This window comes from Microbacterium sp. KHB019 (assembly GCF_037285405.1).
Lineage (GTDB): Bacteria > Actinomycetota > Actinomycetes > Actinomycetales > Microbacteriaceae > Microbacterium.
The window spans coordinates 553,728-567,581 of record NZ_JBBDHF010000002.1; the positions used below are offsets into that span (position 1 = coordinate 553,728).

The 13,854-nt window shown below is 67.9% G+C and carries 11 protein-coding genes; 10 read left to right on the forward strand and 1 reads right to left on the reverse strand.

Annotated elements, in window-relative coordinates; genetic code table 11:
- Nucleotides 1-67 precede the first annotated feature (67 nt).
- Nucleotides 68-1,840, forward strand: coding sequence for a hypothetical protein (locus KHB019_RS09015; RefSeq protein WP_337458737.1), 1,773 nt, complete (start codon nt 68-70; stop codon nt 1,838-1,840).
- Between the two features lie 313 nt (nt 1,841-2,153).
- Here KHB019_RS09015 and KHB019_RS09020 read toward each other — a convergent pair whose 3' ends face one another.
- The gene (locus tag KHB019_RS09020; protein WP_337458738.1) at nt 2,154-2,672 is read right to left on the reverse strand and encodes a nucleoside deaminase; all 519 of its coding nucleotides are present in this window, start codon (nt 2,670-2,672) and stop codon (nt 2,154-2,156) included.
- A gap of 89 nt (nt 2,673-2,761) precedes the next feature.
- Here KHB019_RS09020 and KHB019_RS09025 point away from each other — a divergent pair, with 89 nt between their 5' ends.
- From KHB019_RS09025 to KHB019_RS09065, 9 genes are all read left to right on the forward strand, one after another.
- A complete protein-coding gene (locus KHB019_RS09025) occupies nt 2,762-3,787 on the forward strand; it encodes a LacI family DNA-binding transcriptional regulator (protein WP_325471073.1) in 1,026 nt (341 codons plus the stop codon).
- Nucleotides 3,788-3,919: 132 nt separating this feature from the next.
- The gene (locus tag KHB019_RS09030) at nt 3,920-4,876 is read left to right on the forward strand and encodes an ROK family protein (RefSeq protein ID WP_337458739.1); all 957 of its coding nucleotides are present in this window, start codon (nt 3,920-3,922) and stop codon (nt 4,874-4,876) included.
- Nucleotides 4,873-6,690 (forward strand): class I mannose-6-phosphate isomerase, encoded by a 1,818-nt coding sequence (locus tag KHB019_RS09035; protein WP_337458740.1) that lies wholly within the window; start codon nt 4,873-4,875, stop codon nt 6,688-6,690. The genes KHB019_RS09030 and KHB019_RS09035 overlap by 4 nt, the downstream gene beginning before the upstream one ends.
- Nucleotides 6,691-6,732: 42 nt before the next feature.
- Nucleotides 6,733-8,004 carry an ABC transporter substrate-binding protein gene (locus tag KHB019_RS09040; RefSeq protein WP_337458741.1) on the forward strand — a complete coding sequence of 424 codons (1,272 nt, stop codon included), beginning with the start codon at nt 6,733-6,735 and terminating at the stop codon, nt 8,002-8,004.
- Between the two features lie 8 nt (nt 8,005-8,012).
- The gene (locus KHB019_RS09045; protein WP_230101878.1) at nt 8,013-8,888 is read left to right on the forward strand and encodes a carbohydrate ABC transporter permease; all 876 of its coding nucleotides are present in this window, start codon (nt 8,013-8,015) and stop codon (nt 8,886-8,888) included.
- Between the two features lies 1 nt (nt 8,889).
- The gene (locus KHB019_RS09050) at nt 8,890-9,699 is read left to right on the forward strand and encodes a carbohydrate ABC transporter permease (RefSeq protein WP_230101879.1); all 810 of its coding nucleotides are present in this window, start codon (nt 8,890-8,892) and stop codon (nt 9,697-9,699) included.
- Between the two features lie 31 nt (nt 9,700-9,730).
- Nucleotides 9,731-11,857: a hypothetical protein gene (locus KHB019_RS09055; protein ID WP_230101880.1), complete on the forward strand. Its 2,127-nt coding sequence runs from the start codon at nt 9,731-9,733 to the stop codon at nt 11,855-11,857.
- 105 nt (nt 11,858-11,962) lie between these two features.
- A complete protein-coding gene (locus KHB019_RS09060; protein ID WP_337458742.1) occupies nt 11,963-13,129 on the forward strand; it encodes a DUF4185 domain-containing protein in 1,167 nt (388 codons plus the stop codon).
- Nucleotides 13,126-13,851, forward strand: coding sequence for an SGNH/GDSL hydrolase family protein (locus KHB019_RS09065; protein ID WP_337458743.1), 726 nt, complete (start codon nt 13,126-13,128; stop codon nt 13,849-13,851). The genes KHB019_RS09060 and KHB019_RS09065 overlap by 4 nt, the downstream gene beginning before the upstream one ends.
- Nucleotides 13,852-13,854: the final 3 nt, after the last annotated feature.

Genomic DNA, 13,854 nt, shown 5'->3' on the forward strand with positions numbered 1-13,854 from the left:
TAAGCGTGATCGGCCAGCCCGCCGCGCCCCGGCCATCTCCTCGAACACCTCGCCTACACTCGCACCCATGAGTCTCGCCGACGTCCGCACCGCCGCCGAGGTCGAGGCGCTCGCCGCACGGATCCTCGGCTCGCGTGAGCAACCGCTCGTCCTCGTCTCGACGGATGCCGACGGCCTCTTCGCCTTCGACCTGACCAGGCTCCGCGCTGAACTCGACGGCGTCGCCGACATCGTCACGATCGAGACCGGCACCGCCAGCCGCGACCTCGAGAACCTCATGCCGCCTAAGACGCACGCCTTCGGCGGAGCCGCCCGCTCCTACCCGCCGGACTTCGGCTCGGCGCCCGACTGGACGCGCTCGCATCTCCGCTTCCCGGGCCACGCCGACACCGACGACCTCATCGACGACGTGTTCTCCCAGACGCACGGACGCACGGTCGAATCGGCCCGCCCGACCCAGGTTCGTCACGCCAGCGGCACAGTCCAGGGTTTCGTCGCCGACGGTACCCGCGCCATCATCCGTCTCGACGACGGCGCGACCGTCACGGCGACCGACGACCTTCTGCCGCCCACCATCCCCCTGATCGGCGCGCTCGTGGAAGGCGGCCCGGTCGGCGGCATCCTCGAAGGCAACGAGCTGCACCCGGAACCGCTCAACGCGGACCTGTCGACCTTCGCCGACGGCTCACATACGCTCGCGCTGGTCGTGAAGGTGACCGATCTGCGCGCGACCGTGCAGCTGCACCCGCGAGAGGCGTTCGTCCTCCGCCGGCGCGACGTCGACGTCGACGAAGGACCCATCACCGACCTGCTGCACGTCGGCGATGTCGTCCGCGTCCGGGTGCGCCGCACCCCCGCCGGCATCGGACTCAGCTACGCGGATGCCGATCCTGACGCACCGCTCGTTCCCTCACTCGCGCTCGTCACCGGAGGTCCGGCGTGGCTGAGCGAGGGACGGCGACGCGAAACCAGCGCGCCAGTGGGTGCGTCCGAGGGTGCAACCACCTCCGGGAGCGGAGCTTCCGACGCCGCCGCGGCCGGGACTGCTGAAACCGGTGGCGCCTCACACGCACTCGGCGGGGCCGGGGTCGACGTGTCCACCGCGGGTCACCTGACGCCCGCGGCGCCTGCGCCGGTCCCGGCATCCGTCGACGCCGCGATCCGCCACGACCTGGGTGCCCTGTCGAGCGAAGTGGCCGCCGTGCGGCGTGATCTGCTCGCTCTCACCAATCTCGTCGCGCGCGGATCCGGTGCGGTATCCGATGCTCCGGAGCTGGCGAAGCTCCGCACCGAGAACCAGCAGCTGCAGAGGATGCTCTCCGACGAGCGTGCAGAGCGCGCGTCGCTGGAGGCGAAACTGGCCGACGCAGCGCAAGACCGCCGCGAGGCCGGGCGTGCGCTGCGTGATGCCCGTCGTGCCGCCGAACGGGCACATGTGGATGCCACGCCCGAGGGCATCCGGATCGAGATCGAACGCACGTGGGGTAACCGCACCGCACCAGGCGAACGTGAACGCTGGCCGCTGCGGGAGTACACCTTCGGGGCGGACTTCATCGCGTCGCTCGAGGCGCTCGATGAGAACCAGCTGGCCAAGGCCGTGCGCGCGTGCGTCGATGCCGTCACCGGCCGCGACCGCGAGATTCCGGCGCGCGAGCTGCACCGACTGCGCTCGGGCGAGGGCGGCGACGACTCGTACATAGTGCGCGCCGACGGATCGAAGTGCTGGCGTTCAGCGATCGAGCAGAACACTCCTGGCGCGCGGCGCCTGCACTACTGGGAGCTGCCCGGCGGAGCCATCGAGCTCAGCCGCATCGTGCACCACGACGACACGAAGCCGTAGGGCAGCCATAGGGCTGATGCCGGAGTGGCCGCCCTACGCGAGCCCGCGCGGCAGCACCGACCCCTCGAGAGGGGGTCGCGTTTCGTCGCTTCACGCACGCCCAAGCGACACTTGCGTCCCCTGCGCCGGCCCCGGGGGTCGCATCCCTGCAGGAGGGGTCGCGAGTGGTCGCTTAAGGCCCGCGCAGGCGACACATTGCGACCCCGCGCCGGGTTTCAGGCGCCTACCCATACGGGAGGGGTCGCGGGTGGTCGCTAAACGCGCGCCTTGGCGACGTATTGCGACCCCCGGCCGGACGCGGGGCTCCGGCACCTCAGTACTCGGTGCGCGACGCCGTACTCAACCAGCGCTCGAACGGCGCATCCGCATCACTGACCCGCATCGCCTCCACCGGCACCGTCCACTCAGAGCGGTCGGACTCGAACATCCGGTAGAAGGCCAGATCGTCGAACCCACCCCGAGCGGCGTCATGGCGATCGGCGGCGTACACGACGCGATCGACACGAGCCCACAGAGCAGCGGCCATGCACATCGGGCACGGCTCGCACGACGAGTACAGCGTCGCACCCTGCATCGAGAAGTCGCCGATGCGCTGCCCTGCCGCGCGCAGCGCCATGATCTCCGCGTGCGCACTCGGGTCGTGATCGCTCGACACGCGGTTCTGACCGGTGCCGATCACCTCCCCGTCGCGCACGACCACCGCGCCGAACGGTCCCCCGTCATCCGCCACGTTCTTCACGGCGAGATTCACCGCCTGCCGAAGAAAGTCCTCATCAGCGGAACTTCCTGCCGAGTCGCCGTCATCGTTGATCGTCGAAGCATCCGTGTTCATGGGCGACAGGGTAACCCTCGCGCCTCACAGGGCACTCAGGCCCCAGCGCTGCCCTGATAACGTTCCCTTGACGAAGCTGGAGGCGGGCAATGAGCGCACGGGCACATCGCCCGACCATCAAAGAGGTCGCGCAGCACGCCGGCGTGAGCCCGATGACCGTCTCCCGCACGCTCTCCGGTGGTCTCAACGTCAAACCCGACGTGCAGGAGCGCGTCCTCGCCGCCGTCGCAGAGCTCGGTTATCACCGCAACGAGAACGCTCGCAGCATCCGCCCCGGCCATTCCAGCGGACTGATCGGCGTCGCCATCACCAACATCGCGAACCCGTACTACAGCACCTTCGCGCTCGGCGTCGAGGAGGAGGCCGCACTCACCGGCCGGCGCATCCTGCTCGGCAACACGTCGGAGGATGCCGCCCGCGAGAACGCGCTCGTCAGCGACTTCCTCGGCCGCCGCGTCGAGGGGCTCATCGTCGTACCGGCGAGCACCGAGCCCGACCATCTCGCGGCATCCCAGACACAGGGCGTCCCGGTCGTGCAGGCGTCGCGCCGCATCGACGGACTGGATGCCGACAGCGTCGTCCTCGCCGACGACGACGGCGCGCACCGCGGAACCACGGCGCTCATCGATGCCGGCCACACGCGAATCGGCTACCTCGGCAACACCCTCTCGATCTTCACCGGTCAGCGCCGACACGCGGGATTCATCCGTGCGCTCGAGGAGCGCGGCATCCCGATCGACCCGAGGCTCGTCGCCGCCGGGCAGCAGACCGTCGACCAGGCCCGCGAAGCAACCCGCGCCATGCTGCGGATGAAGAACCCGCCCACCGCACTCTTCTGCGCCAACAACCGGAACGCCATCGGCGCGCTCAAGGAGATCAGCCGCCAGCTCGGGTCTGGGCTGAAGCCCGCGTCGGAGTATCCCGAGATCATGAGCTTCGACGACTTCGAGCTCGCCGAGCTCTCACCCGTGCCGATCAGCGTCATCGACCACGATCCGCGAGAGCTGGGACGCACCGCCGCGCGACTCCTCTTGGATCGATTGGATGCCGAGGGCGACGGCGGAGCGGCACGGGAAGTCGAGCTGCCGGTGCAGCTGCGGATGCACCTGCGCTAGGAGCGGTGCGGCGGGCGGTTTCGACTCGGCTGAGCCTCGCTCAACGACCCCAGCACACGACGAGCCAGAAAGGTGTTGACACCCCTTGCCCTCGTTGGTAACGTTACCAATCAATCAGACGGGAGTGCGGTTATGGAGCTGTGCATCGACTTCGGTGGCACCGAGATCAAGCTCGCCGTCATCGAGGGCGCCAGCATCCTGGCATCCGACCGCATCCCCGTCACCGGCAGCACCGCCGACCTCGACGCCGCCGTCACCGCTTCCCACGCGCTGATCGAGCGGGCGGGCGGCACCCCGACCTCGGCCGGCATCGCCGTCCCCGGGGTCGTCGACCCGGCATCCGGCCGCATGCTGCGCGCCAACGACAAGTACGAGTTCCTGAACGACTTCGACCTGAAGCAATGGGTGCGAGAACACCTCGGGCTCCCCGCCGTCGTCGAGAACGACGCGCGCGCCGCGCTCATCGGCGAGACCTCGACCGGATCAGGATCCGGCGAGCGCGACGCCGTCCTCGTCACCCTCGGCACCGGCATCGGCACCGCCGCGATGATCGACGGCGTCCCGCTGCGCGGAGTCACCGGCCACGCCGGCATCCTCGGCGGCCACGCCACCGTCGACCTCCACGGACCGGTGTGCCCGTGCGGGAACGTCGGCTGCGGAGAGGCGCTGGCGTCGAGCTGGGCACTGCGGGAGGAGGGTACGTTTCGACTCGCTCCGCTCGCTCGACGCGCTTCGTCTGCGGCGGGTGCGCCTCCTTCGCTCAACGACCCGCAGGGCGATGGACCGTCAACGGTCAAGGAACTGTTCACGTCCGACGATCACGCCGAGATCCGAGATGAATTCCTGCAGGTCTGGGGCGCGACCGTGGTCACGCTCTGCCACATGTACGACCCGCGCGTCGTCATCCTCTCCGGCGGCATCCTCCGCGCCGGCGACGCCGTCAGCGCCCCGATCGAGACCTACGTGCGCGAACACCTCTGGCCGTCGATGACCCCACCGCGCTTCGTCGTGCCCCCAGAACCCGAATACTCCGTCGTGCGAGGGCTGAGCGCCCTTGCGCGCACCCCGCGACACCAGGAGATGAATTGAGCACGCCGATCAGCGACATGCACGAAGGACACACCGAGCGCGGCCGCTACGACACCCAGCCCACGGTTCCCTTGCCCAGTGGCGAGCGCATCCTCCGCGGTTCCGCCGCCTGGCAGACCGCCGCCCAGAACGCGACGACCCTGCTGGTGGACACCTACCCCGGCGTGAACATCCCGGCGCTCACCGCGCAGCTGCGCGACGCCCTCCCCGACTGGACCATCGTCGACGTCGAGGACGCCGCCCGCCCTGTTGTGGAGATCGAGCAGCTGATCGCCCCGAACCTCACCGACGACCGCGTCTTCGGCGTCATGAGCCACTTCACCCTCACTGACTTCTACGACGCCGGCAGGCTCGACAAGCTAGCCGGCCGCGTCACCGACCGCACGATCGTGGTCGGCTGGGGTGCTGGACTCCTGGCGGACCGCGTCGAGCGAAGCACCACGGTGCTCGTCGACATGGCCCGCTGGGAGATCCAGCTGCGCCTGCGCGCAGGAGCCACCAACTGGCGCGCCGACAACGCCGACGAAGACATCCTCCGCAAGTACAAGCGCGGCTTCTTCGTCGAATGGCGCGTCGCCGACCGCCACAAGCGCTCCCTCTTCGACACCCTCGACTTCGTCGTCGACGGCAACGCCATCGCCCCGGCCGAGCCGCACGCCGACTCCCCCGAGGCCGGCATGATCACCGGCGACGCGTTCCGCATCGCGCTGCAGGATGCCGCCACTCGCCCCTTCCGCGTCGTGCCGTTCTTCGACCCCGGCGTGTGGGGCGGCCAGTGGATGAAGTCGCTCATCGGCCTCGACCCGTCCAAGGACAACTACGCCTGGTGCTTCGACTGCGTTCCGGAGGAGAACTCGCTGCTGCTCGAGAGCGACGCGGGTGCGGACGAAGGCGGCGTCATCGAGATCCCCTCCCTCGACCTCGTCTTCGCCCAGCCGGTCGACCTGCTCGGCGCCAAGACGTTCGCACGCTTCGGTGCGGAGTTCCCGATCCGCTTCGACTTCCTCGACACCATGGACGGCGGCAACCTCAGCCTGCAGGTGCACCCGCTGACGGACTACATCCAGAACACGTTCGGCATGGCCTACACGCAGGACGAGAGCTATTACCTGCTGGATGCCGGTGACGACGCTGTCGTCTACCTCGGCACCAAGAACGGCATCGACCAGGATGCGATGCTCGCAGACCTCGCCACCGCGCAGCAGGGCGAGACGCCCTTCCCCGCCGAGAAGTACATCAACTCCTACCCGGCCCGCAAGCACGACCACTTCGCGATCCCCTCGGGCACGATCCACTGCTCCGGCGCGAACTCGATGGTGCTCGAGATCTCGGCCACGCCGTTCATCTTCACGTTCAAGCTCTGGGACTGGGGCCGCGTCGGGCTCGACGGCATCCCGCGGCCCGTCCACCTCGATCACGGCGCCCGCAACATTCAGTGGGACCGCGACACCGACTGGGTGAACGAGAACCTCATCGACCAGGTCGAAGAGATCAGCCGCACCGGCGACACGATCGAGGAGCGCACCGGCCTGCACGCGCTCGAGTTCATCGAGACCCGCAGACACTGGTTCACCCAGGGCGCAGACCATGACACCGACGGAACCGTCAACGTCATCAACCTCGTCGAGGGCGATGAAGCGCGCGTGGTCAGCCCGTCCGAGACCTTCGAGCCCTTCATCGTGCACTATGCCGAGACGTTCATCATCCCGGCGTCCGTCGGGGCCTACCGGATCGAGCGCACCGAGCGGACGCGCAGCGACCGCCTCGCCACCGTGAAGGCGTACGTCCGAGGATCCCGCACGACCGACAACTGACCCGAAACACCGACACCAGCAATCCAGAACAAAGGAGTTCCCATGATCTCGCGACGCAAGATCGCCATCACCATCACCGGCCTGGTCGTGGCCGGAGCAGCCCTGGCCGGCTGCTCCGGCGGGACCGGCGGGTCCGGAGACGGTGGAGAGACCACCGGCACGCTCAACTTCTACACGGACAAGGCCGCGTGGAAGCCCGACTTCGAATCCCTCAACGAGACGAGCTCGGCCGATGTCGACATCGACCTGAAGACGACCGGCTACTCGGACGCCAACCAGTACGACGCGTTCATCAAGCAGTCGTTCCGCACCAGCAAGTCCCCAGGGCTCTTCACCTGGCACACCGGCCAGTCGCTGAAGGAGCTCGTCGACGAAGGCCTGATCGCCGAGACCACCGACATCTGGAAGAAGGCGATCGACGAGGGGTGGGTGAGCGAAGACCTCGCAGCCGGCTACACCTTCGACGGCAAGCAGTACTGCGTGCCGATGAACATCGCCTACTGGATCATGTTCTACAACAAGGCCGCGTTCGCCGACAACGGCATCGAGGTGCCCACCACCTGGGACGAGCTGAACACCGCAGCCGAGACCCTCAAGGACGCCGGCGTCACGCCGTACTACCAGACGAGCACGCTCTTCACGTTCCAGTGGTTCCAGCACCTCGTCGCCTCGACCGATCCCGATCTGTACGAGGGACTCACCACGGGCGACGTCAAGTACACCGACCCCGAGATCGTCGACGTCATGAACCTGTGGCTCGACGAGCAGAAGGACGGCTGGTTCAGCGATCCGGGAAGCACGACCGACCCGGCCGTCGCGCTCAAGCAGGGCGATTTCGCCATGATCAACTTCGGCACGTTCTTCGCCGGCAACCTCGCCGGCGCCGGAATGAGCACGGACGACTACGGCATGTTCGCGATCCCGGCGGTCAACGGAGATCTCGAGAAGACGCCGGTCGCCGTCGAATCCGGCCCGATCTGCGTGGCCGAGAGCTCCTCGCAGAAGGACCTCGGCCTCGCGTACTCCGAGTGGTGGATGTCGGACGGCGCGCAGACCGCCTGGAACGCCGCGCACGGTGACGTCGCCTTCAACCCCAAGGCCGAGGTCGCCGATCCCGCTCTCGCAGAGCTCGGCACCGAGATCGCCGGTGACGACTACCAGCTGTACGACCGCTTCTTCGAGGCGATGCCGACCGAGATCGTGACCACCGCGATCGAGCAGTTCGGCGCCTTCAACGCCAACCCCGGCGACCCGATGCCGTTCCTGGAGAAGATCCAGGCCACGGCTGACAAGTACTGGGCAGAGCAGGAGTAACGGGTCGGATGGCGCACCAGAAGACGCCGTACCAGTGGTCCGCCCGGGGCTTCATCGCCCCGGGCGTGCTGCTCATCGCGGTCCTGCTCTACCTGCCGCTGCTGTGGACGGTCTACCTCAGCTTCACTGACTACAACGGGCTCGGCAGCCCCGACTGGATCGGCCTCGACAACTACGTCGAGATGTTCACCGACGGCGACTTCCTGACCTCCGCCCTGAACACCGTGCTGTGGGTGGTCGGGACGCTCATCATCCCGGTCGGCATCGGGCTCGCGGTGGCGCTGCTCACCTGGAACCTCGGCGGCGGACTCTGGCTGCGCCTGCCCTTCCTCATCCCCTACGCCCTGTCGGGCATCGGCGTCGGCGTGGTGTGGTCGTTCATCCTGTCCTCCGGCGGCGCGCTCGATCAGGCGCTCGCCGTGTTCGGCATCCTGGATCCGCCGCGCTGGCTCCTGGATGCTCCGCTCAACACCGTCGTCATGATCATCGCCGCCGCATGGCAGGGCGTCGGCGTGAACGCGCTGCTGTTCACGATCGGGCTGCAGGCGATCCCGAAGGAGCCGCTCGAGGCCGCCCGCATCGACGGAGCCAACGGCATCCGCCTGTTCACCAGCATCCTCTGGCCGATGCTCCGTCCGCTCACCGCCGTGGTCGTCGGACTCTCGATCGTCGCGAGCCTGAAGACCTTCGACATCGTCTGGGGCATGACCAAGGGCGGACCGGGAACCGTCTCGGAGACCCTGGCGCTGACGATGTACAAGGAGACCTTCGTGAACAGCGACTACGGCCTGGGCTCCGCGATCGCCGTGTTCCTGACCGTCATCACGCTCGTCGCCTCGGTGACGTACTTGCGCCAGCAACTGTCGCCGAAGAAGGAGTTCTGACATGAAGACCCTCCGCTACGGCATCCTCATGATCCTCGGCCTCATCTGGCTGATGCCCGCTTACCTGCTCGTCGTCAACGCGGCCAAGGACCCGCTCACCTTCACCTCGAAGGAGTCGTGGATCCCCACCGACTTCCACCTCTTCCAGAACTTCGCCGCCGCCTTCGAGCTGTCGGGGCTCGGCAGTTCGATCGTCAGCACGCTGATCTACTCGATCGTCTCGCCGGCGATCGCGGTGCTCGTCGGAGCCGCCGCCGGCTTCGCGATCGTCGCCCTGCGGCTCAAGCACGGATTCACGTGGTTCGTCGTGATCTTCGGCGGATCGGTGTTCCCGTTGCAGATGATCCTGCTGCCCCTGTTCGACGCATATTCCCGCACCGGAATGTTCGACACCCGGGTCGGCATGGTCATCATCTACACGGTCATCTCGATACCGTTCTCAGCGTTCGTGATGCGCAACTTCTTCACCGGAGTCGCTCACTCGACGTTCGAGGCGGCTGTTCTCGATGGCGCCACCACCTGGCAGATCTTCACGCGCATGTACCTGCCGATGGCATCCAGCGCGCTCGTGGCGATCTTCATCCTGCAGGCCACGTTCGTCTGGAACGACCTGCTGCTGGGCCTCACGCTCAGCCAGTCGGACGACATCCGCCCGATCGTCACGACCCTGTCCGGCATGCAGAGCACGTACGGCGGCGCACAGATGTCGACCGTGCTCGCGGCGGCCGTCATCGTCTCACTGCCGACGGTCGTTCTGTTCCTCTGCACGCAGAAGTTCTTCAACAAGGGACTGGCCCTCGGCCAGTACTGACGCACTCTTTCGTAAACGTGTGAAAGGCACCATGAATCCGCTGATCCCCACGGTCGACGATCTCGCCGCCGACCCGATCACCCACCAGTACGACGACATGATCGCGCCGGCCGGGCTCACGAACATGCTCGGAACCGTCCGTGTCGACCATGACCTCACCGCGCTCTCCGCGGTGCAGTTCCCGCCCGTCTCACAGGGGCTGACGCAGACCGCCGTGCTGTTCGTCGACGGGCGTCTGTTCGCGTCGTACGGCGTGCCGGTCACGCACGAGTGGCGCCCGGACCGCGTCGTCCGTCGAGCTGAGCTCGGCGCCCTGACGATCGAGACGACGACGGCGTGCGTGCCGGGGTCGATGGCCGTCGCGATCGACATCGTGGTCTCGTCGGAATCGGCGCGCACGGTGACCATCGGCCTGTCGGCCGCCGCACGCGTCACCCGGTCGTCGGACGCGTGGCTCGATGCCGAATCGCCCTCCGGAACGGATGCCGCGACGGTCAAGGGCAGCACGATCGAGTTCTCGTCGGCGGATGCCGCGGCGTGGAGCGTGCAGGGACTGGCCGAGGGGGAGGCAGCGCTGAGCGGGGTGGCGGCGCTGCCTGCGGAGTTCGAGATCGGCATCGGCGGCAACGGCCGCGGCGGCGATCTCACGGTGGTGCTGGACGTGCCGGCGGGCGGGTCTGCTCGGACCGGCTACGTGCACGCGATCGGCACCTCGGCGGATGCCGCGCGCCGGACGTACGCGAAGGTCGCAGCGGACGTGCCTGGTGCTGTCGCGTCGGCCGAGGAGTTCTGGAACCGGCAGCTCGCGGCGGCCTTCACGCCGGACGACGGCGAGTTCTCGGGTGCGCTGCCAGTGCTGGACACGGCATCCGAACCCCTGCGGCGGATCTATTGGTGGGCCGCCCTCGGCCTCATCTGGTTCCGCCGCGACTGGGACGGTAACGTACTCGGCCGCTCGTACGACACGCTCATGCCCAATTACTGGGGCACGACGACGTTCATCTGGGACTACAGCCTGAGCTCCGTCAGCCACGCGCTGCTCGACCCGGCCGAGATGCGGAATCAGATCCTGCACTGGATCTCGCTCGACATCCACTCGCACTTCGGCACTTCGTCGATCACGGGCGGCCCGGTCGGGCGCTGGTACTCGGTCAACGACTACGCCATGATCCGGCTCGTCAACGACTACGTACGACTGACCGGCGATGTCGGCTTCCTGTCGGAACGAGTCGGAGATGCGACCGTCGCGGAGTCGGTGCAGGAGTGGGCGACGGCGTGGAAGGCGCTGCGCCACGACACGGATCTCGCCGACTACGGCGAGATCGACAACCTGCTCGAGTGCGTGAGCTCGTACACGCACGAGGTCGCGAGCCTCAACGCCGCGAACGTCTGGAACATGCGCACGGCTGCGTCGCTCGTCGAGTTTCACGCTTCGGAAGGGCACGAGCAGGATGCCGCGGTATCCACCCTCCGCGCCGCGGCCGACGACCTGCTGCCGTCCGTCATCTCCCGCTACCTGCCCGGGCAGGGGATCTTCGCCGCCGGCCAGCCCGACGGCACGATGCTGCCGGTGCGGCACTGCTACGACTTCAGCGTCGTCGGCACGACGATCGCCGCCGACCTGACGCCCGGCATCCGTGCCGAGATGGTCGAGTTCTTCCAGCGCGAGCTGCAGACCGACAACTGGATGCGCGCTCTCTCGCCCTGGGATCCGGATGCCAGCTACAGCGTGCGGCCCGATCACCAGTGGAACGGCGCGTATCCGGCCTGGCCGGCGGATGCCGGGCGAGCCCTCGCCGCGCTCGGAGCGCCAGGAGTGCTCACCGACTGGATCTCCGGCCTCGCGCAGACCGCGAACCAGGGCCCGATGGGGCAGGCGCACTTCGTGGAGGAGGCCGTGCCCGGCCTGAACGGCGGAGCGCGCAAGGCCCCGCCGCAGCTGCCGTACATCACCGACTGGGCGTGCTCGTCGTCCGGCGCGTGGATCGAGCTCGTCATCGAGTCGCTGTTCGGGGTGTCGATCGCGCTGGACGGCAGGGTCTCCGCCGCCGGATGCGTGGCCGCGCTCGACTCGTCGGCGGTGCTCCGCGGCCTCCGCGTCGGAGACGCAACGTACGACGTGCGCGCTGACGGACAGGTTCTGCCCCAGGCGGGATGACTTTCGTCGGTTCTGGAAGCTCATAACCGACCGAACTCATTCAGCACGAGCTCAGAGGGATAAGAACACGATTCGGAACACAATTCAGAACACAAGGGAGTGGTCATGAGGAACATCAGAACGATCGCTGGCGCCGTCGCCGCGGCATCCATGCTGGCCGGCGCGCTGATCGCGGCACCCGCGAGCGCGACCATCGCACCGGCAGGCCACGGGCACGGGCACGGCCAGTGCTCGCTGACCGGCAAGACGCTGACGGCGACGGCATCCGTCGACCAGCCGCTGACGGACAAGTTCCGAACCTACGCCGAGACCGGTGGGGCGTGGACGGGTGCCGACAGCACGTACTCGCTGCCACTGAAGGGCGGCAAGACCGGCTGGTTCTTCTCCGACACGTTCCTCGGCACCGTCAACCCCGACGGCTCGCGGCCCACCGACTCCGCCTTCGTGAACAACTCGATCGTCGTCGAGACCCGGAAGGGCATGCAGACGGTGACGGGCGGAACGGCGGATGCTCCGGAGGCGATCGTGCCGCCGGAGGACGACGGTCGCTGGTACTGGATCGGCGACCCGGCGACGGGCAAGCACAACACGGTGCAGGTGCCGCTGCTGCAGTTCACCCGTACCGGTACCGGTCAGTGGGACTGGGGATGGAGCGCGAACAGGCTCGCCACGCTCGACGGCGACACGCTGCAGCTCGAGTCGATCGCCGACCTGCCGTCGGCCACGGGCATCAACTGGGGTTCCTGGACGCTGCAGGAGGGCCGCACCACCTACATCTACGGCATCACCGACATCGAGGGCGTCCGTTCGGCGCACGTCGCCCGGACGACGGACGGCTCAGGGCTGGCCGGTGACTGGACGTTCTGGGACGGCACCGGCTGGTCGGCGGAGGAGGCGGATGCCGTGCCCGTCACACCGTACGTCGCGAACGAGTTCAGCGTCGCGAAGTACCGCGACGGGTACCTCATGATCACGCAGGACACCTCCGAACTCTTCAGCACCCGCATCGTGGCGCGCACCTCGTGCTCGCCCATCGGCCCGTTCTCGGAGCCGGTCGAGCTGTACCGCACGCCAGAGACCGGGGCGCTCGGCTCGTACGGAGACGCCGACGTCTTCACCTACAACGCGCATGAGCATCCCGACATGCGCAAGGGCAACCGGCTCCTCGTGACGTACAACGTCAACACGTTCGACAATGTCGGCGACGTATACGACGACGCGTCGATCTACCGTCCGCGGTTCATCGATGTCGAGCTGAAAGTAGGCGGATGAACGACGCTTCCAGGCTGCACGACCTGCTGGCCTCCGGGCGACCGGCGACGTGGGTGATGACCGGCGATTCCATCACCCGCGGGCTGCTCCACACGCGCGGAGCACGGAACTACGTCGATCATCTGCACGAGCTGATCCGTGGTGATCTCGGGCGTGTGCAGGATGCCGTCATCAACACCGCGATCTCGGGCTGGCGCATTCCGCTCGTCCTGGACGACTTCGACCGTCGCGTCGCGACCTGGAACCCCGATGTCGTCACCCTCATGATCGGCACGAACGACTGCTCCACGGTGTGGGTCGATCCGGTCGTGTCGCCTGCGGAGTTCGCCGCCGACCTCACCGTTTTCGTGTCCAGCGTGCGGGGGCTGGGGGCGATTCCGGTGCTGCAGACGCCGCCGTTCGCCGACCTGGCGCATGCGCCGGATCGGGCCCGACTCGCCGAGTTCGCCGAGGCGATGCGCGAGGTGGCTGTGGCGGAGGAGGTCCTCCTGGTGGACCAGTTCGCGGCGTTCGCCGAGTTCTCGACCGGCACGGGTCCTGGCAACGAGGGGATGCCATGGGGTCTGCTCGACGACGCGTTCCACCCGAATGCGGCGGGTCACGCGCTGATGGCGCTGGAATTGGCGCGCACTCTCGGGCTCGTCACCGACGGCTCCCGCGTGGTGGCTGATCTCACCGCGCGGGTGGAGGTGGCGCGGCATCCGCAGTGGCCGCCGGCCTGACGC

Coding starts and splice junctions, on each gene's coding strand:
- KHB019_RS09055 (WP_230101880.1), top strand. CDS start 9,731: ATGAATCCGCTGATCCCCACGGTCGACGATCTCGCCGCCGACCCGATC.
- KHB019_RS09030 (WP_337458739.1), top strand. CDS start 3,920: ATGGAGCTGTGCATCGACTTCGGTGGCACCGAGATCAAGCTCGCCGTC.
- KHB019_RS09020 (WP_337458738.1), bottom strand. CDS start 2,672: ATGAACACGGATGCTTCGACGATCAACGATGACGGCGACTCGGCAGGA.
- KHB019_RS09040 (WP_337458741.1), top strand. CDS start 6,733: ATGATCTCGCGACGCAAGATCGCCATCACCATCACCGGCCTGGTCGTG.
- KHB019_RS09015 (WP_337458737.1), top strand. CDS start 68: ATGAGTCTCGCCGACGTCCGCACCGCCGCCGAGGTCGAGGCGCTCGCC.
- KHB019_RS09065 (WP_337458743.1), top strand. CDS start 13,126: ATGAACGACGCTTCCAGGCTGCACGACCTGCTGGCCTCCGGGCGACCG.
- KHB019_RS09060 (WP_337458742.1), top strand. CDS start 11,963: ATGAGGAACATCAGAACGATCGCTGGCGCCGTCGCCGCGGCATCCATG.
- KHB019_RS09025 (WP_325471073.1), top strand. CDS start 2,762: ATGAGCGCACGGGCACATCGCCCGACCATCAAAGAGGTCGCGCAGCAC.
- KHB019_RS09045 (WP_230101878.1), top strand. CDS start 8,013: ATGGCGCACCAGAAGACGCCGTACCAGTGGTCCGCCCGGGGCTTCATC.
- KHB019_RS09050 (WP_230101879.1), top strand. CDS start 8,890: ATGAAGACCCTCCGCTACGGCATCCTCATGATCCTCGGCCTCATCTGG.